This window comes from Nocardioides sp. NPDC006273 (genome assembly GCF_040613495.1).
Classification (GTDB): Bacteria; Actinomycetota; Actinomycetes; order Propionibacteriales; family Nocardioidaceae; genus Nocardioides.
The window spans coordinates 23,465-48,618 of sequence record NZ_JBEXSD010000015.1 but is presented as its reverse complement, the minus strand read 5'-3'; the positions used below and the strand labels follow the sequence as shown (position 1 = coordinate 48,618).

The 25,154-nt window shown below is 69.0% G+C and carries 24 protein-coding genes; 16 read left to right on the top strand and 8 right to left on the bottom strand.

Translation table 11 applies throughout. The annotated features are described in order from the left end of the window. Nucleotide 1: 1 nt before the first annotated feature. Nucleotides 2-1,507 carry an amidohydrolase family protein gene (locus tag ABZZ22_RS09110; RefSeq protein ID WP_354929587.1) on the bottom strand — a complete coding sequence of 502 codons (1,506 nt, stop codon included), beginning with the start codon at nucleotides 1,505-1,507 and terminating at the stop codon, nucleotides 2-4. A 43-nt stretch (nucleotides 1,508-1,550) separates the two neighbouring features. Next, a complete protein-coding gene (locus ABZZ22_RS09105) occupies nucleotides 1,551-3,122 on the bottom strand; it encodes a helicase HerA-like domain-containing protein (RefSeq protein ID WP_354929584.1) in 1,572 nt (523 codons plus the stop codon). 230 nt (nucleotides 3,123-3,352) lie between these two features. On the opposite strand from ABZZ22_RS09105, the gene ABZZ22_RS09100 reads away from it, so the two are divergent. Next, nucleotides 3,353-3,646, top strand: coding sequence for a type II toxin-antitoxin system VapB family antitoxin (locus ABZZ22_RS09100; protein ID WP_045551249.1), 294 nt, complete (start codon nucleotides 3,353-3,355; stop codon nucleotides 3,644-3,646). A gap of 28 nt (nucleotides 3,647-3,674) precedes the next feature. Then, on the top strand, nucleotides 3,675-4,190 hold the full coding sequence (locus ABZZ22_RS09095; protein WP_354929580.1) for a LytR C-terminal domain-containing protein: 516 nt from the start codon (nucleotides 3,675-3,677) through the stop codon (nucleotides 4,188-4,190). Nucleotides 4,191-4,203: 13 nt separating this feature from the next. Here the strand turns inward: ABZZ22_RS09095 and ABZZ22_RS09090 are convergent, their stop codons facing one another. Further along, complete coding sequence (locus tag ABZZ22_RS09090) at nucleotides 4,204-5,694, bottom strand: potassium/proton antiporter (protein WP_354929577.1); 1,491 nt, start codon at nucleotides 5,692-5,694, stop codon at nucleotides 4,204-4,206. A gap of 78 nt (nucleotides 5,695-5,772) precedes the next feature. On the opposite strand from ABZZ22_RS09090, the gene ABZZ22_RS09085 reads away from it, so the two are divergent. The 5 genes from ABZZ22_RS09085 to ABZZ22_RS09065 all read left to right on the top strand — a co-directional run bounded on the left by ABZZ22_RS09085 (nucleotide 5,773) and on the right by ABZZ22_RS09065 (nucleotide 10,914). After that, entirely contained in the window at nucleotides 5,773-6,945 is a 1,173-nt protein-coding gene (locus tag ABZZ22_RS09085; protein WP_354929574.1) for a pyridoxal phosphate-dependent aminotransferase, read from the top strand. 95 nt (nucleotides 6,946-7,040) lie between these two features. Beyond that, nucleotides 7,041-7,403, top strand: coding sequence for a hypothetical protein (locus ABZZ22_RS09080; protein ID WP_354929571.1), 363 nt, complete (start codon nucleotides 7,041-7,043; stop codon nucleotides 7,401-7,403). Further along, entirely contained in the window at nucleotides 7,400-8,281 is an 882-nt protein-coding gene (locus ABZZ22_RS09075) for a hypothetical protein (protein ID WP_354929568.1), read from the top strand. Before ABZZ22_RS09080 ends, ABZZ22_RS09075 begins: the two co-directional genes overlap by 4 nt. Nucleotides 8,282-8,360: 79 nt before the next feature. Next, a complete protein-coding gene (locus ABZZ22_RS09070; RefSeq protein WP_354929565.1) occupies nucleotides 8,361-9,698 on the top strand; it encodes a hypothetical protein in 1,338 nt (445 codons plus the stop codon). A 109-nt stretch (nucleotides 9,699-9,807) separates the two neighbouring features. Then, nucleotides 9,808-10,914 carry a hypothetical protein gene (locus tag ABZZ22_RS09065; protein WP_354929562.1) on the top strand — a complete coding sequence of 369 codons (1,107 nt, stop codon included), beginning with the start codon at nucleotides 9,808-9,810 and terminating at the stop codon, nucleotides 10,912-10,914. A gap of 82 nt (nucleotides 10,915-10,996) precedes the next feature. Here ABZZ22_RS09065 and ABZZ22_RS09060 read toward each other — a convergent pair whose 3' ends face one another. Further along, nucleotides 10,997-12,016 (bottom strand): MerR family transcriptional regulator, encoded by a 1,020-nt coding sequence (locus ABZZ22_RS09060; RefSeq protein WP_354929560.1) that lies wholly within the window; start codon nucleotides 12,014-12,016, stop codon nucleotides 10,997-10,999. 112 nt (nucleotides 12,017-12,128) lie between these two features. Between ABZZ22_RS09060 and ABZZ22_RS09055 the strand changes: the two genes are divergently transcribed. Then, nucleotides 12,129-13,637 carry a fused MFS/spermidine synthase gene (locus ABZZ22_RS09055; protein ID WP_354929558.1) on the top strand — a complete coding sequence of 503 codons (1,509 nt, stop codon included), beginning with the start codon at nucleotides 12,129-12,131 and terminating at the stop codon, nucleotides 13,635-13,637. A gap of 557 nt (nucleotides 13,638-14,194) precedes the next feature. After that, a complete protein-coding gene (locus ABZZ22_RS09050) occupies nucleotides 14,195-14,971 on the top strand; it encodes a GntR family transcriptional regulator (RefSeq protein ID WP_354929555.1) in 777 nt (258 codons plus the stop codon). A gap of 664 nt (nucleotides 14,972-15,635) precedes the next feature. On the opposite strand, the gene ABZZ22_RS09045 is transcribed toward ABZZ22_RS09050, so the two are convergent. Continuing rightward, nucleotides 15,636-16,997 (bottom strand): VWA domain-containing protein, encoded by a 1,362-nt coding sequence (locus ABZZ22_RS09045; protein ID WP_354929552.1) that lies wholly within the window; start codon nucleotides 16,995-16,997, stop codon nucleotides 15,636-15,638. After that, on the bottom strand, nucleotides 16,994-17,872 hold the full coding sequence (locus tag ABZZ22_RS09040; RefSeq protein ID WP_354929549.1) for a MoxR family ATPase: 879 nt from the start codon (nucleotides 17,870-17,872) through the stop codon (nucleotides 16,994-16,996). The genes ABZZ22_RS09045 and ABZZ22_RS09040 overlap by 4 nt, the downstream gene beginning before the upstream one ends. 123 nt (nucleotides 17,873-17,995) lie before the next feature. Here ABZZ22_RS09040 and ABZZ22_RS09035 point away from each other — a divergent pair, with 123 nt between their 5' ends. Continuing rightward, nucleotides 17,996-18,328, top strand: a complete 333-nt coding sequence (locus ABZZ22_RS09035) for a hypothetical protein (protein WP_354929547.1) — start codon at nucleotides 17,996-17,998, stop codon at nucleotides 18,326-18,328. A 6-nt stretch (nucleotides 18,329-18,334) separates the two neighbouring features. On the opposite strand, the gene ABZZ22_RS09030 is transcribed toward ABZZ22_RS09035, so the two are convergent. After that, complete coding sequence (locus tag ABZZ22_RS09030; protein WP_354929544.1) at nucleotides 18,335-19,036, bottom strand: winged helix-turn-helix transcriptional regulator; 702 nt, start codon at nucleotides 19,034-19,036, stop codon at nucleotides 18,335-18,337. Between the two features lie 106 nt (nucleotides 19,037-19,142). Beyond that, nucleotides 19,143-19,820 carry a helix-turn-helix domain-containing protein gene (locus ABZZ22_RS09025; protein ID WP_354929541.1) on the bottom strand — a complete coding sequence of 226 codons (678 nt, stop codon included), beginning with the start codon at nucleotides 19,818-19,820 and terminating at the stop codon, nucleotides 19,143-19,145. A gap of 90 nt (nucleotides 19,821-19,910) precedes the next feature. On the opposite strand from ABZZ22_RS09025, the gene ABZZ22_RS09020 reads away from it, so the two are divergent. The 6 genes from ABZZ22_RS09020 (at nucleotide 19,911) to ABZZ22_RS08995 (ending at nucleotide 25,153) form a co-directional block, all read left to right on the top strand. Next, nucleotides 19,911-20,327: a VOC family protein gene (locus tag ABZZ22_RS09020; RefSeq protein ID WP_354929538.1), complete on the top strand. Its 417-nt coding sequence runs from the start codon at nucleotides 19,911-19,913 to the stop codon at nucleotides 20,325-20,327. Nucleotides 20,328-20,357: 30 nt separating this feature from the next. Continuing rightward, entirely contained in the window at nucleotides 20,358-20,999 is a 642-nt protein-coding gene (locus tag ABZZ22_RS09015; RefSeq protein WP_354929535.1) for a PadR family transcriptional regulator, read from the top strand. A 151-nt stretch (nucleotides 21,000-21,150) separates the two neighbouring features. Beyond that, nucleotides 21,151-22,158, top strand: coding sequence for an ATP-binding cassette domain-containing protein (locus ABZZ22_RS09010; RefSeq protein WP_354929532.1), 1,008 nt, complete (start codon nucleotides 21,151-21,153; stop codon nucleotides 22,156-22,158). Beyond that, nucleotides 22,158-22,940 carry an ABC transporter permease gene (locus ABZZ22_RS09005; protein WP_354929529.1) on the top strand — a complete coding sequence of 261 codons (783 nt, stop codon included), beginning with the start codon at nucleotides 22,158-22,160 and terminating at the stop codon, nucleotides 22,938-22,940. The genes ABZZ22_RS09010 and ABZZ22_RS09005 overlap by 1 nt, the downstream gene beginning before the upstream one ends. 115 nt (nucleotides 22,941-23,055) lie before the next feature. Then, nucleotides 23,056-23,730: a response regulator transcription factor gene (locus ABZZ22_RS09000; protein WP_354929680.1), complete on the top strand. Its 675-nt coding sequence runs from the start codon at nucleotides 23,056-23,058 to the stop codon at nucleotides 23,728-23,730. A gap of 7 nt (nucleotides 23,731-23,737) precedes the next feature. Then, nucleotides 23,738-25,153, top strand: a complete 1,416-nt coding sequence (locus ABZZ22_RS08995) for a HAMP domain-containing sensor histidine kinase (protein ID WP_354929526.1) — start codon at nucleotides 23,738-23,740, stop codon at nucleotides 25,151-25,153. Nucleotide 25,154: the final 1 nt, after the last annotated feature.

Here is a 25,154-nt window from a genome sequence, read left to right as displayed (position 1 = left end):
GCTAGACGCTCCGGTGGACGACCCGCCCGCCGACCGTGGTCAGCACGACCCCGCCGTGGGCGATCGCGGCCAGGTCGCCGACCGAGGCCCGGAGCGGATCGATGTCGAGCACGGCCAGGTCCCCGCGAGACCCGGGCGCGACCGTGGGTTGGCCGTCGACCGAGGCCGCCAGGGCCTCCTGAGCGGTCAGCGCCTGCTCCGGGTGCCACGGCTCCTTGCCGTCACGTGAGCGGCCGACGGCGGCGGAGATGGCCAGCCACGGATCGAGCGGCGCGACCGGAGCATCCGAGCCGAGCGTCACCCGCACGCCCTCGTCGAGCATCCAGCGGGTCGCGAAGCAACGATCCTCCCGCCCCGGCCAGACGCCTTCGGTCATCTCGCGATCGTCGAGGATGTGCGCCGGCTGCACCGACGCGGTGATCCCGAGCCGAGCCATCAGCGGCAGGTCCTCGCGGCGTACGAGCTGGGCATGCTCGATGCTCCCGCGGGCACCCGTCGCCGCGTACGCCACCAGAGCCTCCGACACCGCCCGGTCGCCGATGGCGTGCGTGGCCACCTCGAGGCCGGCCGCGTGGGCCTTCCCCAGAAGTCCGCGCAGCTCGTCCGGCGACTGGTTCGGCGCCCCGCAGCTGTCCGGGTCGTCCGCGTACGGGTCGCAGCACCACGCTGTCCGCGTGCCGAGCGAGCCGTCGCTGATGATCTTCAACGGCCCCATCGTCAGCCGGTCCTCGCCGGGGAGCAGCGGGTCGCCGGCACGCAGGCCCTCGGCGATCGCCTCATCGAGCTGATCGGCGTAGGTCGCGACCCGGATCCGGACCAGGTCGCAGCCGGAGGTCCACCGCGACCGCCAGTCTTCGAGCCGGACACCGACCTCGAAGTCGGTCATCCCGACGACCCCGAGCGCGGCGGTGCGACTCAGCATCCGACGGTAGGCCGCCGGAGTGCTCCCGCTGGACTCGAAGAGCTCCGCAACCCGCGGATAGGTCTCGAACCACTCCGTCTCCTCCACCATGCCCTCGCGATGCGGCAGTTCCACGGCATCGAGTGCGGCGGTGTTCATCCAGGCGTGGTGGAAGTCGTGGTTGACCAGGATCGCGGGTACGCCACCGGTCGCCGAGTCCAGCTCGGCGACCGTGCCCCAGCGGTCCCAGGTGCCTGCCGAATGGCCCATCCCGACGATCGCCTCGCCCGGCTCCCCCTGCCGATCGAGAGCGCGCGCGGCCGCTGCCACCCGCGCGAGCGCCTCGGCGGGCGAGCGGGTGCCGTAGAGGTCCAGCCGGCTGGCCCGGAGCGTCCACTGGCTGAGGTGGGTGTGGGCGTCCCACAGCCCCGGCACGAGCCAGCGGCCGCCAGCGTCGTACGCCTCGACGCCGTCCGGTCTGGACAGGCCTTCTCCGACCGCCGACACGACACCGTCGGCAACGAGAACGTCAACCACCCCGGCGGGCGCGTTCGCCCGGGGTGAGAGCGGAACGATGCGTACGTTCCGGAGGAGAAGGTCGGGCATGAGCAGACGATAAGGATTCTGCCCGTCCCCGAGCGAATCAGAATCAGCGCCGCTTGAAGATTCCCCTGACGAGCTCTCTTGCGGCGGTGCGCGCGGCCTGCCGGAACGCTGTGGAGTTCACCACCGTCTCGACCACCGATTCGTCGCCGCGGGAGCGAGATCGCGAGCCCGAGGGCTTCTTCGGAGCGCTCTTCTTCGCCGCCTTCGCTTCCGCCTTCTCTGCTGCCTTCTCTGCCGCCTCGGCCTTTTCGGTGGCCGCCGCGGCCTCCTTCTTCGCCTCGAGCTGATCGACGGCAGACTCGACCTCGACGGCAGCGGTGTACTTCGCCGCCAACGGCGACCCCGCCACGGCGGCTTCCATCGCGGCAGCCTCCACCGGAGCCATCAGCGACTCGGGCGCCCGCAGCCGCGTCCAGGCGACCGGCGTCGGCGCGCCGCGCTCGTTCATGACGGTCACGATCGCCTCGCCGATCCCGAGCGTCTGGATGACGGCGCCGAGGTCGTCGTAGGACGAGGTCGGGTAGGTGTTGACGCTCGCCTTGAGCGCCTTGGCGTCGTTGGGCGTCGCGACCCGCAGCTGGTGCTGGACCCTGGACCCCAGCTGACCGAGCACGTCGTCGGGGACATCGGTTGGCTTCTGGGTGACGAAGAAGACCCCGACTCCTTTGGAGCGGATCAGCCGGACCGTGGTGGTGATCTGGTCGAGGAAAGCGTCGGAGGCGTCGTTGAAGAGCAGATGAGCCTCGTCGAAGAAGAAGACGAGCTTCGGCTTGTCGATGTCGCCGACCTCAGGCAGCGCCCGGAACAGCTCGGCGAGCAGCCACATCAGGAAGGTCGAGAAGATCGCCGGCCGATCCTGCAGGTTGGGCAGCTCGAGCAGCGAGATGACCCCGGCGTCCCCGTCGTTGCGGATGAAGTCGGTGACGGCGAAGGCCGGCTCCCCGAAGAACTCGTCCGCGCCCTGGTCGGAGAAGGCGATGAGCGTACGCAGGATCACCCCTGTCGTCGCGGACGAGAGGCCGCCCAGGTCCTTGAGATCGGCCTTGCCCTCGGCCGAGACCAGCCACTGCAGCACCGCCCGCAGGTCGTCGAGCCCGATCAGCTTCAGCCCGGCCTTCTCGGCGTAGTGGAAGACGAGCCCGAGCGAGGACTCCTGGGTCTCGTTGAGTCCCAGCACCTTGGCCAGGAGCGTCGGGCCGAAGGCCTCGACCGTCACCCGGACCGAGATGCCGGTGCCCTCCCCGCCGAGGGCGAAGTATTCGACCGGGAAGCCGCGCGCCTGCCAGGTCTGCCCGACCGACGCCGCCCGCGCTGACAGCTTCTCGCTCGACTCGCCTGGGGCGGCCAGTCCGGAGAGATCGCCCTTGATGTCTGCGGCGAACACCGGCACCCCGGCCGCAGAGAGCTGCTCGGCAAGCAGCTGAAGGGTCTTCGTCTTCCCCGTGCCCGTCGCGCCCGCGACCAGGCCGTGCCTGTTCAGCATCCCCAGTGGGACGCGGATCGGCGTCTCCGTCAACGTCTCGGCGTCTGCCATCAGCACCCCGAGCTCGAGGGCTGCGCCCTCGAACCGATAGCCGGGTCCGACCGCTTCCGAGAGTGCAGCAGCATCCGTCATGGGGTGACTCTATGACTTCGTGCCCGGCAGGGCGCCGAAGCGAGCGCCGTTCCAGTGCGTGTCCGGCAAGGCGGAGGAGGGAGGCGGCCCGGTGTTGGCCGTCGACCGACGACAACGCGGCCGGGCGCGGATCTGAACGAAGTGGCCCGGGGCGGCGCGCAGCCGGCGATCTCCTGTCGGGCACGGAGTCATGTGTTGGTATTTGTTCTTGGGGCGATACAGTCACGAGGGTGATCTTCAAGCGTGTCGGCGACTCTCGCCCCTACCCTGACCATGGTCTGACGACCAAGGGGTGGGCTGCGCTGCCTCCTCGGACGGTTCGCCTCGACGAGCTGGTGACCACCAAGGACACCCTCCAGCTGGTGGCTCTGCTCAACGAGGACTCGACGTTCTTCGGCGACCTCTTCGCCCACGTCGTCGAGTGGAACGGCGAGCTCTACCTCGAGGACGGGCTCCACCGGGCGCTCCGGGCGGCGCTCCAGCAGCGCAACGTGCTGCACGCCCGCGTGCACAGCCTCGGTTAGAGGCACACCAGCGGTTAGGCTCGGCGGCATGCTCGATTCGGCCCTCACGGGACTTCGTACCTTCATCATCCTCGCCGTCCTCGCGGTTGCGGTCGCGCTGGCCGGTGCCTGGGGATGGAGGTCGATGACCGCACCGTTCCCGCAGAAGGTCGACGTCGGGCCGTGCGTGGACACCCCGGTGAAGAAGGGCTCCGAGGTCTATCCGTCGCAGGTGGTCGTGACCGTGCTCAACGCGAGCACTCGAGCCGGTCTCGCCACCCGGGCGATGACGGATCTCGTCGATGCGGGCTTCATCAAGGGCCGGACCGGCAACGCTCCCCGCGGCACCAAGCTGAAGACCGTCGAGGTGTGGGCGCCCGACAAGGACGCTCCCTCCGCCGCGCTCGTCGCGAGCTGGCTCGGCGACGCGAAGATCGTCGAGACCAAGTCCGACATCCCCGGCATCGTGGTCATCACCGGCGAGAAGTTCCCCGACGTCACCGGCGGCGACAAGACCGTCAACGCCAAGGCCGACGCGACGATCTGCAGCCCTCCGGTCGAGTAGGACGCGTACGGGCTCAGCGCAGCCAGCCGGCCAGGCGACCCTTCCGGCTGACCATCTCGAGGCGGCGTTCGGCCTGCTCACGCTGGTGACGTGGCACCACGACCAGGATGACGTCGCGGGAGCGGAGGACGGTGGTGCTCTCCGGGACCAGGCTGTGGCCGTCGCGGATCAGCAACGACACCGATGATCCGGCGGGCAGCCGGAGCTCGCTGATCTCGACACCATGGAGGCGTGACTCGCGCGGGATCCGGAGCTGGATGAGGTCGGCCGCGATCTGCTCCAGCGGCGCGACGTCGAGGTCGAGGGATCGCGGATCGTTGGGACGGCCGACCCCGAGCACCCGGGCGACCCAGGGCAGCGTCGGTCCGGTCAGCAGGGTGTAGACGACGACCATCACGAAGACCAGGTCGAAGAGGTCCTCGGCACCGTCGACGCCCGCGGCGAGGGGGATCGTGGTGAGCACCACCGGCACCGCGCCGCGCAGACCCGCCCAGGAGACGAACGCGGTCTCCCGCCACGTCATCCGGGAGACCACCGTGCTGACCAGCACGGACGCGGGCCGGGCGAGGAAGGTCAGGATCAGCCCGGCGGCGAGCGCGAGGCCGATCGTCCGGAGGTCGATACGCCCCGGGGAGAGCAACAGACCGAGCATCACGAAGAGCCCGATCTGGGCCAGCCAGGCGACTCCCTCGGCGAAGGACCTGGTGGCCCCGCGGTGGGGCAGGTCGGTGTTGCCGAGCACCAGCGCGGCCACGTAGATCGCCGCGAACCCGGAACCGTGCAGCCACGCCGATCCGCCGTAGGCGAGGAAGGCCAGCGTCATCACGGCCAGCGGGTAGAGGCCGGCGGAGGGCAGCGCGGCCCGTCGCATCAGCCAGGCCCCTCCGAAGCCGACGAGCAGGCCGACCACGATGCCCAGCAACAGCTCGCCGATCACGATGCCGGCCACGACGATCGGAGGGTTCTCCGCGATCGCGCCGCTGGCGATGAGCGTCACGATCACCACGGTCGGGGCGTCGTTGAGCCCCGACTCCGCCTCGAGGACACCGGTCAGCCGTTTCGGCAGCGGCACCACCCGCAGCACCGAGAACACCGCGGCCGCATCGGTCGGCGAGGTCACCGCGCCCAGCAGGAAGGCGAGCTGCCAGGGCAGCCCGAGCAGATAGTGCGCACCCACCGCGACGATCCCGATCGAGACCACCACCCCGACGGTGGCCAGCATCATCCCGAGACCGAAGGAGGGACGTACGTCCTTCCACGACGTCGTCAGACCACCTTCGGCCAAGATCAGCGCCAACGCCCCGAAGCCGAGCGCGTGGGCGAGGGCAGCGTCGTCGAACCGGATCCCGAGCACCGACTCACCGAGGAGGACACCCATCAGCAGGTAGATCAACAGCGACGGGAGCCCGGCCTTCGTCGACACCTGCACCGCGAGGATCGCGAGCAGCGTGACCAGGGAGCCGATCAGCACGAACATGTCGAGCTGATGGACGTCAAAGCTCATGAGACTGTCGCTCGCTGAGGCTCGCTCATGTCGTGGGTCCCCCTATGACCTCTGGGACTGCATCTTAGTGTTCCCTCTATGGATCGCCTGACTGTCGCCCGACGCGCGAACGTGCCTCCCTTCCACGTGATGGACATGCTCGAGCGGGCGGCCCAGCGGCAACGGACGTACGCCGATCTCATCTCGCTCACCTCAGGACAGCCCTCCACGGGCGCGCCGCAGGCGGTCAGCGCCGAGGCGGTGCGGCTGCTGCAGAGCGGCGACCCGCTGGGCTACACGCCGGCGACCGGCATCCTCGAGCTGCGCCAGGCGATCGCGGGCCACCACCGGGCGTGGCACGGGATCGAGGTCTCCCCCGACGACGTCGTCGTGACCACGGGCGCCAGCGGCGGCTTCCTGGCGACCTTCCTGGCAGCGTTCGACACCGGCGACCGGGTGGCGATGGCTCGGCCGTCCTACCCCTGCTACCGCAACGTGCTCGCGGCCCTCGGCTGCGAGGTCGTGGAGATCCCGACCGGTGCGGCCGAGCGTTTCCAGCCGACGGTGGAGCAGGTGCGAGAGCTGCACGAACGGATCGGCCTGAAGGGCCTCGTGGTGGCCAGCCCGGCAAACCCGACCGGCACGATGTTGCTCCCTGCGGAGCTGGCGGCGCTGGCGCGCTACTGCGAGGAGGCCGGCATTCAGCTGATCTCGGACGAGATCTACCACGGCCTGACCTACGGCGACGGTGGCCGTGGCCGCAGCGCGTGGGAGACCTCGCGCGATGCGGTCGTGTTCGGCTCGTTCTCCAAGTACTTCTCGATGACCGGCTGGCGCATCGGCTGGCTGCTCGCCCCAGCCCATCTGCGACGTGCGATCGACGTCTTGGTCGGCAACTTCACGATCTGTCCACCAGTCCTCGCCCAGCACGCGGCGATCGCGGCGTTCACCCCGGACGCCTACGCCGAGCTCGACTCTCATGTGACGCGCTACGCCACCAACCGCGGCGTCCTCCTCGACGGGCTCGGCTCGCTCGGGGTGACCGAGATGGCGCCGGCCGACGGGGCGTTCTACGTGTACGCCGACGTCAGCCGTTGGACGGACGACACCATGTCGTGGTGCCACCAGATCCTCGACCGCACGGGCGTCGCGATGGCTCCGGGAGTCGACTTCGATCCCGTCGAAGGGCACCGCTTCGTACGCCTCTCCTTCGCCGGCTCCACTGCCGAGATCGAGCAGAGCCTCGACCGCCTCTCCGACGTCCTTCGCTAGGACGTCGCGATCGATTTTGAGAAAGTTCACGATTTTACGTTTAGGAACGACGCGAGCGGGGTAGGACCATCACAGAGACCTGTCCGAGGAGGGATATGTACGGCGAGAGCGACGTGATCCGTCGTCGGGTGAGCCGTCTGCGAGAGCAGGCGGACGACATCCGAGTGAGTGCCGACAAGCTGGTGGTGCAGGCGGAGTCCGTGCCGTGGCACGGTCGGGCCGCCGAGTCCCTCCGTGGACGGATGAAGGAGCGAGCCACCGCGCTGCGAAGCGTGGCCGAGCAGCATGACCGCGCGGCCGACACCCTGGCCAAGCATCTCAAGCAGGTCGACCTGTTCAAGGAACAGATCGCCGAGGCCGAGGCTCGCGCCGGGGTGCTGGTCGCTGAAGGCGAGCTCGACGGATTCGAGGCCCCTGAGCCGGGCCACAAGGACTGGCTGGAGGTCACCCTACGATGACCACGATCGACCTGGGTCCCGCGCCGAGCGCGCCGACCGAGCCGTGGGCGGGCGTGCCTCGCCGCGTCGGCCTGACCCTTCCCGAGCTCACCCACGCCTGCGCGAGCATCGGTGCGCCGCTTCCGTTCGAAGTCGCGACACACCGCGACGAGGGGCTCGACGCCCGGCTGGGGCGTACGCGCTCGGCAGCCGAGGCCGAGGCGCTGGCGCGCGCTGTCGCCGGCTTCGGCGAGGGCAGCACCTCGCTGCAGCGGCGCGACCTCCTCGACCCCGACGGCACTCTCGACTCCGGGATCGCCGGCGCCCTCGGGCTCTTGGCCACCCCGGAGGTGGTCATCGACCTCGATGTCGTCGTCGACGGCTTGCGGGGCCGTGCCTGGCACCGGCAGAAGGGCGAGGCGGCCGCCTCTCTGGCCACCGTGGACGGGCTCGTCTTCGAGCTCTCCTGGTATCCCTCGGCAGCCTGGTCGACCGAGCTCGGGCGCACCGCCACGCTGCCGGGCGACACCGCCCGGCTGACCTCGGCCGTGCCCGAGCAACTGGAAATCCCGTTTGCGACCGCCGATGCGGTCTTCGAGGCGCTGCGCACCGGACGCGGCGACCTGGTGCCGGTGCTGACCGCGGGCGACGTCGTCGTCGCGAGCGCTCTCGAGGCGCTGTCCAACGAGACCCACGGCCGCCTGCGCGCCGTCGTCGCGACGACCGCCGACCCGGAGAACCCGCTGATCGGCACCGTCTCCTGGACGCTGGTCAACGACGGCTGGCGCTCGATGCGTACGGTCTCGCTCGATGGAGAGCTGACCCTGATGATCACCAGCGTGGAGCCGTCCGAGCTCGCCGCAGAACTTGCCCCTGTCCTCGCGGAGGTGGTCCGATGAGCGAGCGTCAGCGAGCGACCAATGGACCTATCATCGGGTCGCGTCCGTACTCTCGCGCTTGCGCTACGGAGGTGGCCCGATGAACGACTCAGCCAACAACCCGGTCAACGATCCGATCGACCGCCTTGGCCCGCTTCCCGGTGGCGCCCCCGACTCGGTGGCACCACCCGCGGGCCCGGAGGAGAAGTACGAGCAGATCCTCGGCCTGGCCGGCTCCATCGGCGACGCCGGCGCGCAGCTGCGCGAGTGGGCCGAGCTCGGCGCTGAGATCCTCGCCGACGACGACGTCACCGACTCCGCCGAGCTCTCTCCGAAGACCTGGGAGCCGGCCGAGGAGGAGATCCGGTCGGTGACCTCCGAGAAGGGTGGTCTCCTCGAGCTCGGTCAGGCGCTCGACGCCGACGCGCTCTCGGTCCGCGCGACGGTGCAGACCTACCGCTGGATCGACGAGCTCCAGGCCGCTGCCCGCAGCACGCTGGGTGCCATCGCGGCCAACGCCCTCGACTACCTCGCGCCCGAGGTCGAGCTCGGTGGGTCGCTGGTGTCCGCCGGCCTGATCGAGACAGACGCGCTCGACCGCGAGGGCGTCACCGCCTACCTCGGCGAGCTGGCGCAGGGTCATCCCGAGCTGATGGACCACATCGCCACCTGTGGTGGGCTGCTCGAGTCGCTCGAGCTGCGTTCGCTGCTCACCGCCGACTTCCCGCGCGGCGACGACGCCGGTGCGGCCGCTGCAGGGGCGCTGCGGGCTGCCGGCATCGACGTGTTCGCGGCCGATGCCGGGCACGCACTGCGTGATGTCGGAGGGGCCCTGGCCCCCGCCGAGGAGGACGACCCGGCCGGCGACGTCACCGCGGACACTCCGGCCACCATCGAGGAGCTGATCCGCACCCTCGAGGCGACCGAGACCGGGGTCGCGGTCCAGCAGACGGCCCCCGGTCGCTACATCGCCTATCTCCCGGGGCCCTACACCGGCAGCCGCCGGCTGCGGCTCGTCTCCGGTGACCTCTCCGCCTACATCACCACCGCATCGCGGACCATCGAGGAGTCGGTCGAGACCGGCGCCCACGTGATGCTCGTCGGCGCCGCGGCAGGTGGCACCGCGGCGGCGGCGATCGCCGCGGCAGCCGGGGCTGCGTACGTCGTGGACCAGGTGGTCACGGTCGGCGCTCCGGGCGCGGCAGCGCCGCGGGTCCCGGAGAGCACCCGGGTGCTCTCGCTGGAGGATCGCTCCGACCCGGTCGCGCTCCTCGGCGGGCTCATCAATGCAGGGGTCGGACACCGGTTCACGGTCGTCTACGACGGCACTGCGGCGGAGAGTCACTACATCGCCGGTGGGCGGGCGGCAGACAACGCCAGCCACGAGGAGCTCCGCGACGAGATCAGCCGCATCCGCACGCTGGGATACCTTGCCTGACGATGTCGGATCGATAGGGTGTGTGGCACCGCCGCGCCATCCTGATCCGGCTTGACGGATACCGGATACGTACGCGGTGGGCGCTCTGACACCTACTCGATCGGTCCCCGTGAAGTCCATCGTCGTACACGCCGGTCTCCCCAAGACCGGCACCTCCGCCGTTCAGGCCTTCCTCAACGCCAATGGGGAAGTGCTCACGAAGGCCGGCATCTTCTACCCAGCGCACACCGTCGACAAGAACGGCATCAGCGCCGGCAACGCCGGATCGCTCATGGAGCGTTCGGGCCACCTCTTCGTGGCCTCGTCGCGGGAGGTGGCGAGGACGCTCGAGGAGTTCGAGGCAAGCGGCTGTCACACCCTTCTCCTCTCCTCGGAGGCCTTCCTCCCCGAGCTGCGCGGGATCGCCGAGCTGCTGCCACCGCAGGCCCAGTTCGTCCTGTACGTCCGTGACCCCCTCGCGTTCCTGGAGTCCGACTACAACCAACGGGTCAAACGGATCGGCCATCTGGAACCTTTCGCGGCGGAGCCGGATGGCTACGGCGGATGGCTGGGGCACGAGCACCTCTACAACGCGCTCGACTCCGAGGCGGTGCGCTCCCGGCTCGTCCTGCGGCCCTACCTGCCCGAGCTCTTCGCCGGGGACAACCTGCTCACCGACCTGCTCGACACGGCCGGGATCGACACCGCCGGACTCGGTGACCTGTGGCTGCAGAAGGTCAACCTCTCCTACTCGCTGCACGCTCTGGAGATCAAGCGCGCTCTCAACGCCCTGCCGCTCGGGCCCCAGCTGCAAGAGCGCCTCGACGTCCATCTCCAGTCCTGCCCGCTCGGCCCGATGACCTACACCCTGATCCCGCCCTCCGACCACGAACGGCTGCGCAAGATCGCCGACGACGAGCTGCGCTCGCTGGCGCTGCGCTACGACATCGACTCCCTCGAGCCCATGCGCGAGCTGTTGCAGGAGAAGTCGCCCAAGCCCTTCCACCCGCAACAGCTCACCGTGGACGAGGTCGACGCCGTCGTCCGGCACATCGCCACCGTCGGGAAGCACCTCACCCGCCGGATCGCCCAGATCCTCGTCGAGCACCCCGAGATCGAGCTGGCCTATCCCTCCCTTCGTGGCTCCTTCGCCGCTGCTGCCGCGGCACTGGACGATGAGGTCACAGCACCGAAGCGACGTCCGTGGTCCCGCTGGTTGAGCCGCCGGAGCCGCTAGGCGGAGGCGTGTCGAAACCAACACAGTTGGCGACCGTGTTGGTTTCGACACGCTCGCTGGCGCTCGCGGCTCAACCGGCGGGCTAGGCCAGATCGGCAACCACGATGGTGTGGTTGTCCGGCTCCCCGGCGGCAGCGACCGCATCCGCGACCGCATCGGCGACCTCCTGCGGACCGGCCTCGGCGGTGATCAGGGCGGCGAGGTCGTCGACCCAGGAGTGGACGCCGTCGGTGGTCAGCACCAGCCGGTCGTCGGGCAGCAGGTCGAGGATGATCTCGTCGGCGACGACGCCGGGGAGGAGCGCGCGGTTGAGCACAGACCGGTGCTCGTGCGAGCGCGCCTCGTCGGCGGTGAGCTGGCCCGCCTCGACCATGGCAGCGACCACCGTGTGGTCATGGGTGGCCTGGCGTACCTCGCCGTCTCGCACCAGGAAGACCCTGGCGTCGCCGATGTGGGTGATCCGCGCGGTCGAGCCGTGCAGGTCGACGGCGGTCAGGGTGGTGCCGGCCTTCGAGGCGTCGCGGGCGACCTCGGCGATGGCGTTGGCCAGACCCCCGGCGGCGTACGCGGTCAGGGCGGCGCCAGCGAGGTCGTCACGTCCTCCGAAACCGTCGGCGACGGCGATCAGCTCCGGGGTGAGCAGGACGGCGTCCTGCTGGGTGGCGCGGCCACCCTGCTCGTGGCTGACGCCGAACTCTGCGTGCAGCCTGTCGGTGGTAGTGCTCATCGGTCGTGCCTCGTTCCTCAATCCGTGGACGAGGGCGGAGACCATGGTGCGGCGCGTGGCGGTGTCGGCCTCGACCTGGCGCCAGTAGGTCTCGACCTCGACCGCCGCACGAGCAGCGGGCATGTCGAGAACCTCGCGGATCCGGGCCAGCGGCATCCCGACCAATCGCAACGACGCCACCAGACGGGCGCGTTCGACCTGGTCAGGAGCGTAGCGGCGATAGCCGGACGAGGCGTCCACCTCGGCAGGCAGCAGCAGACCGAGGTCGTCGTACAACCTGAGTGCCTTCGGCGTCAGCCCGGTCGCCCGGGCGAAGTCGCCGATGTTCACCAGCCCCTCCAGGCGGCTCGTGGTCGCTCGCTGACGCTCGCTCATGGTCACCATCCTCCCCGGTGAAGGTCACCGGTGAAAGCAGATTGGTGCTTCCCCTTGGGGCAATCTCAAGTCCCGTGTGCGGACGTTGGAGCGGCCGGATAGGTTCACCTCCATGAAACTGCGTGCGCGTGCACTTGAGCTTCTCGTCTTCACCGTCGGTGCCGGCACGTTGGGGTCCGAGATCGCGGCGGCTCGACTGCTGGCACCGTGGTTCGGTGACTCGACGATCGTGTGGGCCAACACGATCGCGACGGTGCTGGTGGCGCTGGCAATCGGTTACGCAGTCGGCGGCCGGCTCGCCGACAGGAACCCACACCCTGCCGGGCTCGCCAAGGTCGTGCTCATCGCAGCCCTCCTGCTAGCCGCGGTGCCGTTCGTGGCCGTCCCGTTCCTCCCGCTCGCGGTCAAGGCCGTCGACCAGCTCAGCATCGCGACCTTCGCGGGCTCGCTGGTCGGCGTCGGCGTGCTGCTCGCGTTCCCGCTGTTCCTGCTCGGCATCGCCAGCCCCTACGCCGTCCGACTGAGTGTCGAATCGGTCGAGGGCGCCGGCCACACGGCCGGACGCCTCTACGCGATCTCGACGGTGGGCTCCTTGGTCGGCACCTTCGCCGCTTCGCTGCTGCTCATCCCGGTCGTCGGGACGCGGCGTACGTTCTTGATCTTCGCTCTTCTCATGGCCGTCTGCGCGATCCCGCACCTGGTCAAGCGCCGGATGGTGGCCGCTGTCATTCCCGCGGTGATCCTGGGCCTGATCGCGCTGCCGACCGGGTCGATCAAGACGCTGACCAGCAACGGCGGCGAGGTGATCTGGGAGAAGGAGACGGAGTACCAGTACGCCCGAGTGGTCGAGTACGACGACGGCAGCCGCTACCTCGAGCTCAACGAGGGCCACGCGGTGCACTCCGTCTACAAGGAGGGCGAGTGGCTCACCGGCGCCTACTGGGACGAGATGCTCTCGCTCTCGTACGCCGGCGCGGAGGCCCCGAAGTCGGTGGCGATCCTGGGCTCGGCCGCCGGGACGACCGCGCGCCAGTTCGGCCACTTCGCCCCCGAGACCCGGGTGGACGCCGTCGAGATCGACGAGGACGTCACCGAGGTCGGCCAGGAGCTCTTCGACCTCGAGGACCAGCCGAACCTCCACCTCCACACCGCCGACGCCCGCCCGTGGCTGCAGAAGCAGACCCGGAAGTACGACGCGATCATGGTCGACGCCTACCACCAGCCCTACATCCCGTTCTACCTGACCACCAAGGAGTTCTTCGCGCTGGCGAAGTCCCACCTGAACCCGGGCGGGGTGCTGGTCGTGAACTCAGCCCACCCGGAGGGCTCCACAGCGCTGGAGAGGGTCCTCACGGCAACCCTGCGTACCTCGTTTGGTGAGGCGGTGTGGCGGTCGGACTCCGGCCCCACCAACACCCACCTGATCGCGACCGTCGACCCGGAGGCCGACCCATCCGCCAGCCTCACCGCCAACGCCGAGTCGCAGCCCGCCGACCTGGCCGGTGCCCTCACCGACTCTGCTGCTCGGATCGAGCCGGCGCTGCGGGGCGGGAAGGTCTACACCGATGACGTCGCGCCGGTCGAGTGGCTCACCGACCTGAGTCTTCTCGAGGTCGCCTGACAGTCGGTAGCGAGCTTGCGAGCTGCCGGCGTCGTCAGGTGAGATCGAGCGAGCGCGCGGCTGAGCTTGCGAAGCCGCGTCCGCGTGTCGAGATCCACTGGAGGGAGACACGACCTCCCCAATGGGTGTCTTGCGCAGACACCCGACGCAGACCTGGTTGGGCGCCACCCGGCTGAGCCGCCGCGGCGGCAGCACGTGCCAGGTGCCCAGCCTGCGGCCGCACATGGTCAGGACGTACCCGTTGCTCCTCTTGGCCGAGCGAAGGTGCCAGAAGCTGCCCCGGTCGGTCCGGTAGACCAGCGGGTCTTTGGCCAGGATCGGCTGCCTCCCGCTGGTTCTCGGGCTGAGTCTGTCGTCTACGAACACGAATTCCCCCCAAGGAATGTCGATGGCTCTCGTCGTTGAGTGCCTCGAGACGCCGGTCTCCAGCGGGGGCCAGGCGCCCAACGCCCCGAGGCTTGTTCGACCATAAGTCCACTCGTTGCAATGGGTCAAGGCTGAAAGGCTGGGGCTATGCGGCTATTCGGGATCTGTACGCCTCAGTAACGTGTTCTCCTATGAGTAACCCCCGTCCGCGCGGCCTGCCGAAATACCTCCACGTGGCCGACTACCTGCGGGCCCAGATCGACGACGGCACCTACCTGCCCGGCGAGCGTCTACCGACGGAACCCGAGCTGATGGACACCTTCCCCTACGACCGCGCCACGATCCGGCGAGGTCTGGCGGTGCTCCGCAACGAAGGCCTGATCACCAGCGAGCAGGGCCGTGGCGTCTTCGTACGCGACGCCACCAAGACCCGCTACGACCTGATGAGCATGCTGATCACCGACCCCAGCCACCCGGCGAAGCCGGACGCGGCCTACCACCAGCCGCCGCGCGGCCCGGACGACGGCATCTCGGTCGAGCACTCCTACGAGGTCATCGCTGCCGGCGAGAAGCTCGGGGAGGCCTTCGACCTCGACCCGCGCAGCGAGCTGCTCAGCACCACCTTCACGTTCTACATCAGTGGTGACACCGCCGAGTATCGGACCACGGCCTACATCCCCTATCCGCTGGTCGTCGACACCCCGCTGGCCACCCCGTCCGACGACTGGCCGCAGCCGCCGATCAAGGACCTGCTGGCCACGGTCGGGGTCAAGGTCACCACGGTCGCGATGGACATCGAGTCACGCATGCCGACACCGCAGGAGACCTTCGACCTGCAGATCCCCGACGGAACCCCGGTCCTCTCCGACCGACGCCGCTTCCTCGCCGACGACCGGGTCGTGTGCGTCACCGACTCCGTCGGGGTCGCCGACCGGATCGTCTACGGGCTGGATCTCAAACTGCAGTGACAGGGTTGGCAGCGGTCACCTAGCAGTGTCGGCGAGGCCAACTATTCGTCGTCGAGCTGCCAGCCGGCTTCCTCGAGAAGCATCCTGGCCTCACGAACATCCTGCGACCCCCAACAAGCCTGTCGTGTGCAGCAATCGCCTCACGCAGGAGTTCATGTCCGTCACCGCCGAGCACGTCCTCCAGCACCATCGCCAAGTTGCGGTCTGACAAGTCGTCATACACAGCGGCGAGCTGTCGCAGCACGTCGTCGAGGATCTGCTGCTGCTAGACCCTGACCACGGAGCAGGTTCACCGGCCCCCGCAGAGACCTCGGTAGCACCATCCTCACCAGCCATTCAGAAATCCGAGCTCATGCTCTTCGACCGCACAGAGTACGGGGGCCTGGGGAGTGTCAGGCGCACCTGGTGTGCTTGGCGCTCCCCAGGTCAGCGGTCGGCACGTCGCCTCATCACTGAGTCCACGTGCGCCAAGTGAACCGATAACAGTTTGCTACCGCATCAAACGCGGTATCCATCCTCGACGTCGGTGGGCCTCGCCACCGCCGTGGTCGAGACCCACATCCCCCACGGCCCCTGGAGCACCTTGTAGACGTACGTGTTCGGCGTCTCCTCCATCTTGCCCAACTCTCGGTCTTGAACGATTCCGTGAACGGCTCGACCTGCGTTACGCGAGGTCGTGGACGAACTCGCTCAGCTGGGTGAGGTTGCGGCACTCGCGCATCTCGATGATCGACCCGTAACGGGTCGCCTCGGAGTCACCGGTGTCCCACTGCGTACGGACCTCGGGGTTGAGCCAGTGGGCGTGGCGGCTCGACTCGGCCATCGCGCGCAGCGAGTCGACGGCGAGGTCGGAGTAGTTGGAGCGGGCGTCGCCGAGGATCAGCAGGGACGACTTGGGGCCGAGGGCGTCGGCGTGGCGCTCTTGGAAGAGGGAGAAGGCGCGGCCGTAGTTGGTGCGCCCCATCCGGGCCGAGTGCTCGGTCGCCTTCGTCAGCTCGGTCATCGTGTCGACCAGGTCGGCGCCGGGCTTGAAGTAGGACGTGACCTCGTGGATCTCGTCGACGAAGGTGAACGCGCGGACCTTGCCGAACTGCTCGCGCAGCGCGAAGACGAGCATCAGCGTGAAGGTCGCGAAGTTGGACACCGAACCCGACACGTCGCACAGGATCACCAGCTCGGTGCGGTGCGGCCGTTTGGGCCGGTAGCGCAGGTCGACGGGGACGCCACCGGTGGACATCGAGGACCGGAGCGTACGCCGCAGGTCCACCGCTCCTCGCCGGCGCGCGTGGTGCTCCTGGGTGAGCCTGGTCGCCAGCCGGCGCGCCAAGGGATAGATCTCGCGGCGGAGTGCCTCCAGGTCGGCCCGCCGCGCATGCAGGAAGTCGAGCTTCTCGATGGTGGGGCGTACGGCGATCTTGGCGATCTGCTCGGGGCCCTTCTCCTCCGCGATCCGGCGGCGGGCGTCGGCCTCGACGAGACCGCTGAACCGATCCACGCGCCGAGTCCCGGCGCGCGCCGCCTCCTCCTCGGTCCAGCCACCCTGCTGAAGCCCCTCGATGAGCCGCGAGGTGAGCTCGTCGGTCGAGAGCCGGCGCAGCGCGGTGTAGGACGACCACGAGCTCAGGCCCGGGCCACGGCCGGGCATCGCGCCGAAGCGCGCCACCGCCTCGGCGGCCAGCTGCCGGAGCATCTCGACGTCGTCGGCCTCCAGCGCCTCAGCCAGCCGCGAGGTGAACTCCGAGAGCGCCTCGGGACCGTCCTTCGCCACTCCGGCGGCCTCGGCCGCGGCGTCCATGCCCGAGCCGATCATCCGCGGGAAGTAGAGCTCGAAGAGCCCGTCGAAGGTGGCGCGCTGGTTGGCGCGCTTGACCAGGGTCGCGGCGTACGCCTCCTTGACCTGCTGGCGATCGTTCCAGCCGATCAGGCCCAGGGCGGTGACCGCGTCGAGACCCTCAGAGAGGGACACCGGCAGCCCCGCTCCCCGAAGCGCTTCGAGGAACTCGATGTGCCGGTCGAGGAGGGTCACCTCTTCAACCGCAGCTCTCGGACCGCGCGGTCGACGTCGGAGGAGTGCTTGAGGACGACGCCGAGGGTGTCGGCGACGGCCTTGTCGGAGAGATCGGTGATCTCGAGCGCGATCAGGGTGCGCGCCCAGTCGACCGACTCGGCGATCGAGGGTGACTTCTTCAGCTCCAGCTCGCGCAGCCGGCCGATCACGGAGACGAGCTGACGTGCCACCTTGTCGTCGAGGCCGGGCACCTGGGAGAGCACGATCTCCCGCTCGCGGTCGGCGTCGGGATAGTCGAGGTGGAGATAGAGGCAGCGTCGCTTGAGCGCCTCGGAGAGCTCCCGGGTGGCGTTGGACGTGAGCACCACGAGCGGACGCCGGGTCGAGACCATCGTGCCGAGCTCGGGGATGGTCACCTGGAAGTCGGAGAGCACCTCGAGCAGCAGACCCTCGACCTCGACGTCGGTCTTGTCGACCTCGTCGATGAGCAGCACCGTCGGCTCCTCGCGGCGGATCGCGGTCAGCAACGGCCTGGTCAGCAGGAACTCTTCGGAGAAGATGTCGCCGTGGGTCTCCTCCCAGGCCTGACCATCGTCCACTGCCTGGATGCGGAGGAGCTGCTTCTTGTAGTTCCACTCGTACAGCGCCCGGGCCTCGTCGAGACCCTCGTAGCACTGCAGCCTGACGAGCTCCGCGCCGGTCGCGCGGGTGATCGCCTTGGCCAGCTCGGTCTTGCCCACGCCGGCCGGTCCTTCGACGAGCACCGGCTTCTCCAGTGCCCCCGCGAGGTAGGTCGTCAGCGCGGTCGAGTCGTCCGCGAGGTAGCCGACTTCTCCCATACGGGTGACGGCCTCGGCGGGCGAGGAGAACCAGGAAGACGTACGCGAAGGCATGACGCGACACTAGCGAGTCTGATCCTCGCCCGCTCCCGGCGTCCGGGATGGGACGTACGTCACACCGCACCCGAACCCCGACATGGACCGTCACCGTGGCGCCCCTCCGTCGTTGGGAAAAACGTGCACTCGGACACGCCGCGACCACTGACGTTCGTCGTCGTCGCCATGAAGGTATGCGCGCTGACGGCGCTGGCAACCTTCTGTCTGGTTGCCCTCGCCCAGCAGTCCGAGCCTCGGTCGCTGGCGAAGAGGGAGCAGCCCGAGCTCGCCACGATGCTCGAGCAGCACAACTGCCTGGCTCCCCCGACGATCGCGCCCTGGCGCCGGGAGAGCGCCATCATCCGCTCACCGCTCGGCGAGCTGAAGCACGTCCCTCTCGACGTCGGTCACCTGATCGAGGAGGGCAAGGCCGACGGTGAGCTGATCGCCTTCTGCGCAGACCCGGCTCCCTAGGCCGGGTCAGCTGGCCTGGGCGAGCGTGTCCGCGAACAGCCCGAGCACACGGTCCAACGCGGCCCGGTCCCCCTCGACCTCGAGTCCGGCCTCGGCGATCGCCGCGTCCACGGGGTAGCCCATGAACACCACTCCGGTCCAGGCCGTCGAGTCGCCCGCGATGGTGACGTCCGCGTCCTCGAGGCCTCCCTCGGCGAGATCGAACTGGTTGCCGTTCCAGATCAGCCGGAACTGCTGCGGGTCGGCCTCGGGTCGGCGTGCGTCCGTCAGGTCCCAGGCGACGCTGATCGGCTCTGGGGTGACCGCACTGCCCGGAGGCACCATCGTGCGCATCGCCACCATCACGCCGCTGGGTGTCATCCCGGCGGACATGATCGGGAAGCGTGTCGAGCCGTGGGCCCAACGCCCGAGTGCTCCGAGGATCGACTCGAGCTCGCGACCCCAGGGCGTGAGGGCATAGGCCGTCGTCTTGGTGATGTAGCCGAGCTCGGTCTCCACCACGACCCCGGCGTGCTCCAAGAACTGCAGCCGGTCCTTGAGCTCGGCGGTGTCGACCCCGATCACGGAGGACTCCAGGTCACGTGCCGTACGCGGCCCGAACATCAGCTCGCGCACCACGATCAGGCTCCACCGATCACCGATCAGGTCCAGAGCGTGGGCAGCCGCGCACGCGTCTCCCAGGTCCCCGTAAGTCAGGTTCAGGGTCACGTCGATCCTCTCCGAGTCGTTCGAACCCATCAAGCGTAGTGAGCCTCGACTCAGCGTCGTCAGTGCCAGAGGTCCCGGCGTACCGGCGACGTGGCGCGCCTCGGTCCTAGGTGATGGCGGCGTACGCAGCGGCCACCCGCTCCACGGCCCGCCGGTCGCCCTCGACGCCCATCGCTCCGATCGGCGCCCCGGCGAAGACCACCTCGGCCCAGGCCGACGAGTCGCCGGTGACCGTGGCTTCGGGCGCTTCGTCGGCGCCCTCGGTCAGCACGAAACGATCCTCGTCCCAATGCAGGGCGTAGCGGCGTACGCCTGCGGCGGGACGCCGCTCGTCGTGCAGCTCGATCGTGATCCGGACCGGGCCACCGCCCGACGCTGCGAGGTCAGCGTAGGGCGCCATCGTGCGCATCGCGACGATCGCCCCGTCGGGGGTCATGCTGCCCTCCGGCACCGGGAAGGCGGGCGAGCGCTGCGCCCAGCGCCCGAGCGAGCGCATCACGTCCTCCAACCCCTGGCCCCACTCGGTCAGCCGGTAGACGCGGGTCTGGCCGAGATCGTCGAGCTGTGCCTGCTCGACGACGCCGCTGTCTCGTAGCGCCTTCAGCCGGGAGGTGAGTACGGCCGGCGTGATCCCGACGACCGCCGAGGCCAGGTCGGCGAACCGCCGCGGACCGAGCATCAGCTCACGCGCGATCACCATGCTCCACCGGTCCCCGATGACGTCCATCGCGTGCGCTGTCGCGCAGGCATCGCCCAGGTCGGCGTACGTCTGCTTCTTCGGCATCGATCCTCCGCACTCTCTTCACAAGAGTATCAACTATGTTTAACATATCGCCAGGGAGTCCGCCCGGACGCCCGCCACCGAGGAGATCAGATGAGCACGACGATCGCACTGCCGACCCGAGACCGCGCCCGGTCCCATGCCTTTCTCCGGGACGGCCTCGGCCTCGACACACCGGGCGAGGCGGCCGAGGACGGGGTCCCCGAGCCGCTGCGCGCGACCCTCTCGGACTCCTGCGAGGTGATGATGATCCCCACCGGCGGGTTCAAGTGGGTCACCGGTCAGCTCGGGGACGAGCCGATGGAGGCGGCGACCCTGCCCGCACCGGAGGGCCTGAAGCAGTGCCTGGTCACCATCGAGCTCGGCTCGCGCGACGAGGTCGAGGCTCGTTATGCAGCAGCCATCGAGATGGGGCGCGGTGTGCTCGAGCCGGAGGCGGCACCGTGGGGCGACTACCGCGCGCTCGTCGCAGACCCCGACGGACACCTGTGGCAGCTGACGTCTCACTGAGACCGGACGTGTCGCCCTTAGAATCTCCGTATGGCCGGAGACGACACACGCATGCTGCTGCTCGGGGCAGTGGCGCTGTTCGAACCCGTCAACGGCTATCAGATCCGGCGCGAGCTGATGTCGTGGCAGGTCGACCAATGGGCCAACATCAACCCGGGCTCGATCTACCACGCGCTGACCTCGCTCACCGAGAAGGGCCATCTGACCAGGCACGATCTGGTCGACAACGGGCGTCCGGTCGCGGTCTACGAGATCAGCGCCGGCGGCCGGACGGAGCTGGAGCGCCTGGTCAGCCGCTCGCTGCAGAGCGTCGACGTCTACAACGGCGTCTCCTTCTATGCCGCGTTCTCGCTGGTGCCGCTGCTGGAGCGGCCGACCGTGACCCAGCATCTGAGCGTCCGCCTGAAGACCCTGGAACGCACGATCAAGGAGCTCGACGCCGCGGTTCTGGCGAATCCCCACATGGCGCCGCCGCACACGGTCGCCGCGCTGCGGCTCCAGCTCGACAAGCTCCGCTCGGAGCGGGTGTGGCTGGTGGAGCTTCTGGACGACGTACGCAGCGGCAAGCTCTTCTTCGCCGGCGACGCGCCCGGCTGGGCACCTGCCGACGACGACCCGGGATGGCAGATGGACGCCGACCGCAAGCGCTACCGGGAGATGCTGCGCGGCTGAGCCGGGTCCGCTCGGATCGAAATCGGTTTGACAACTGCGGGATCAAAATTGAACACTCACGATATTCAAATTTGAATTGCTCGACAAAACCGAGTGCTCGTCGTCAGTGGTTCGTGCTTGTCTGGGACCTGCACGCACAAGGGAGTGACAAATGATTCACGCACGCGGCCTGAGGCACACCTTCACCTCCGGCCATGGCAAGCAGAAGAAAGAAGTCGTCGCGGTCGACGGAGTCGACCTGGACGTCGAAGAGGGCGAGGTGGTCGGCTTCCTGGGCCCGAACGGCGCAGGCAAGACAACCACGCTTCGCATCCTCACCACCCTCCTCAAGCCCACAGCCGGCACGGCCACCGTGGCCGGCTTCGACGTGGCCACGCAGTCCGTCGACGTCCGCAGGAGCATCGGCTACTGCTCCCAGGTCGGATCGACCTTCTCGGGGGCCTACGCCGGCGACGAGGTCGTCGACCACGGCATGCTCTACGGGATGTCCAAGAAGGACGCCGTCGCCCACGGGCAGGCGCTCTTCGAGAGGCTCCAGCTCGAAGGGCTCTGGCGCCGCAAGCCGCGCAACATGTCCGGCGGGCAGAAGCGCCGCCTCGACATCGCGATGGCGCTGATCCACGCCCCGAAGCTGGTCTTCCTCGACGAGCCCACCACCGGGCTCGACCCGCAGGCGCGGGCCAACCTGTGGGACCACATCGCCTCGCTGCGTACCGACCATGGGGCGACGGTCTTCCTGACCACCCACTACCTCGACGAGGCCGACACGCTGGCTGACCGGCTCGTGGTCATCGACCAAGGCCGCATCGTCGCCAACGACACCCCGGAGAACCTCAAGGCCGCCGTCTCCGGCGATCTGGTCTCCCTGGAGGTCGCTGGAGACGAGCAGGTGGCGATCGCGCGCGACAAGCTCGCCTCGATCTCGGAGAGCGTCGAGGTGGACGATCGATTCGTCAGCGGCCGGGTGCCGCGGGCCGGTAAGGCCGTCCCCGGACTGCTCCGCGATCTGGAGTCGAGCGGCGTCTCGCTGGAGTCGATCGAGGTCGCCCGACCGACCCTGGACGACGTCTTCCTGACGCTGACCGGCCGCTCGCTGCGCGACGCCGAGGCAGGCGCACCCGAGGCCGACTCGGCCGCAGAGATCCAGGAGGTGAAGTGATGACTGAGTTTCAGCAGCCTGTCCTCAAGTCCGGGTTCTTCCGCGAATCGATGGTCGTCTTCAACCGGCAGCTGCGGATGAATCTCCGCAACCCGGCCTGGGTGCTCATCGGAGTGATGCAGCCGATCCTCTACCTGCTGCTCTTCGGTCCTCTGCTCGAGCCGCTGATCGAGCAGCTCGGTGGCAACGCCTACAACTGGTTCGTCCCCGGCATGCTCGTCCAGCTCGGCATCTTCGGCGCGATGTTCGCCGGCTTCTCGCTCATCGGCGAGTGGCGCGAGGGTGTCATCGAGGCCGAGCGGGTCACCCCGGCGTCGCGCGGCGCGCTGCTGTTCGGTCGCCTCTACCGCGACCTGCTGCAGATCCTGGTGCAGGCGATCATCCTGGTCGCCCTCGGCCTGCTGATGGGTATGGACTTCAAGCCCGTCGGGATCCTCGTCGGGATCGCGATCACCGTGATGATCGGTGGGGCGGGAGCCGCGGCCTCCAACGCGTTCGCGCTGCTCGTGAAGAGCGAGGACGTGATGGCGCCGGTGACCAACATGCTGCTGATGCCGATCCTGTTGCTGTCGGGCATCTTCCTGCCGATGAGCTTCGGCGCCCAGTGGCTCCAGACGCTGGCCGACGTCATCCCGACCAAGCACATCGTCGACGCGGTTCGCGCCTCGTTCTTCGGTGACCTCGGGATCGCCGACATCGGCTGGGGCGTCGGCTGGACGGCCGTGCTGTTCGCACTCGCCGTCTGGTGGGGCATCTCCACCTTCCGCAAGGAGAACGCTTAGGGATCGTGCGGGTCGTTCTCAGTAGCGACTCAGCGAGGGGTGGCAAGGTAGGAGTGTGAACAGCCCTGCCACCCCTCGCGATGGGTCCAGCGACGGCCCGGGCGACAAGCCGCACGTGCTGGTCGTCGACGACGACAAGGCCGTGCGGGAGTCGCTGCGCCGGTCGCTGGAGTTCAACGGCTACGTGGTCGCCCTGGCCGGCGATGGTGCCGAGGCGCTGGCCGGCATCGCCAACCACGGCCCCGACGTGGTCGTGATGGACGTGATGATGCCCCGGCTCGACGGCATCGAGGCCACCAAGGCGCTGCGGGCAGCCGGCAACGACGTCCCGATCCTGGTGCTGACCGCCCGCGACGCCGTCGGCGACCGCGTCGACGGCCTGGACGCCGGGGCCGACGACTACCTCACCAAGCCGTTCGCGCTCGAGGAGCTGCTGGCCCGGCTGCGCGCGCTGCTGCGCCGCGCGGCCCCGATCGGCGAGGACGACGAGGAGACGCTCCACTTCGCCGACCTGTCTATGAACACCACCACCCGCGAGGTGACGCGGGGCGTGCGGGCCATCGAGCTCACCCGCACCGAGTTCACGCTCCTGGAGATGTTCCTGCGCCGGCCCCGCCGCGTACTCGACCGGTCCTTCATCCTCGAAGAGGTGTGGGGCTACGACTTCCCGACCACGGCCAACTCGCTGGAGGTCTACGTCGGCTACCTGCGTCGCAAGACCGAGGCCGAGGGCGAGGCGCGGCTGATCCACACCGTACGCGGCATCGGCTATGTCCTGAAGGAGCCGTGAGCGGCCCGTGACCAGCCCGATCACCACCGCCGCCGGGTCGAGCTACCGCGGCTCCTTGGCGGGCCGGGTCACTCTCTTGACCACCATGGTGGTCGCCGGCTCGATCGCGATGATCGCGATTGGGCTCTACTTCGTCGTACGCATCCAGCTGCAGGCCAACATGGACGAGTCGCTGCTGAGCCGGGCGACGGCAGCGGCGGAGAATCCGTTGCTGATCCGCAACACCCGCACCGGGCAGACCGTCCCGACCTGGGTCCTCAACGCCAGCGACATCCAGGTCGCGGAGGTGAGCGACCACGACTACTGGTCGCCGACACAGGAGAGCTTTCCTCGTCCCGGCCCGCCCGAGGTGAAGGTCGCCACGAGGGATGTGCCGATGATGGTACGCACCATCGCGACCACGGACGGCGACTTTCGGGTGGTGACGGTGCCGATCTCCGGCAGCAAGACAGCGCTGATGCTGGCACAGTCGCTCGAGCCGCAGCACGAGATGTACAAGCGGCTCGGCTTCGTCGTGCTCTTGTTCGGCGCGGCAGGAGTGGTCGCAGCGTCGTTCGCCGGGTGGGTCGTCGCGGCGGGCGGTCTGCGTCCGGTGCGACGGCTGACCGCCTCGGTCGACCGGATCGCGACCACCGAGGACCTCACCCCGCTCCCGGTCGAGGGCGACGACGAGATCGCCCGCCTGGCCACCTCCTTCAACCGGATGCTCTCAGCGGTCTCCGCATCCCGCGACCGCCAGCGGCAGCTGGTGGCGGACGCCTCGCACGAGCTGCGTACGCCGCTGACCTCGCTCCGCACCAACGTCGAGCTCCTCACCCAGGCCGATGCCTCGATCACGGGCGAGCAGCGGGCAGACCTGCTCGGTGACATCCGCGCCCAGATCGAGGAGCTCACCAACCTGATCGGCGACCTCGTCGAGCTCGCGCGCGACGCGCCCGCCGAGCCGACTCTCGAGACCGTCGATCTCTCCGAGATGGTGGACCGGGCACTCTCCCGCGTACGTCTGCGCGCGCCGTCGGTCACGTTCACCGAGGAGCTGGCGCCGTGGTGGGTCATGGGCGACACCAGCTCGCTGGAACGCGCGATCACCAACCTCCTCGACAACGCCGCCAAGTGGTCGCCGGAGTCGGGGACCGTACACATCGGCCTGCGCGACGGCGAGCTCACCGTCGACGACGAGGGCCCCGGCATCGCCGAGGACGACATCCCTTACATCTTCGACCGGTTCTACCGCTCGACCGAGGCCCGCTCGATGCCCGGATCCGGACTCGGGCTCGCTATCGTCCGGCAGGTCGCCGAGCGCACCGGCGGATCGGTCTCGGCCGCCCACTCGCCGCACGGCGGCGCACGCATGATCATGCGCCTGCCCGGCTCGGCCACACCCCGGCCCACCGAACCGCCCACGGCGGTGCTGAACAATTGAG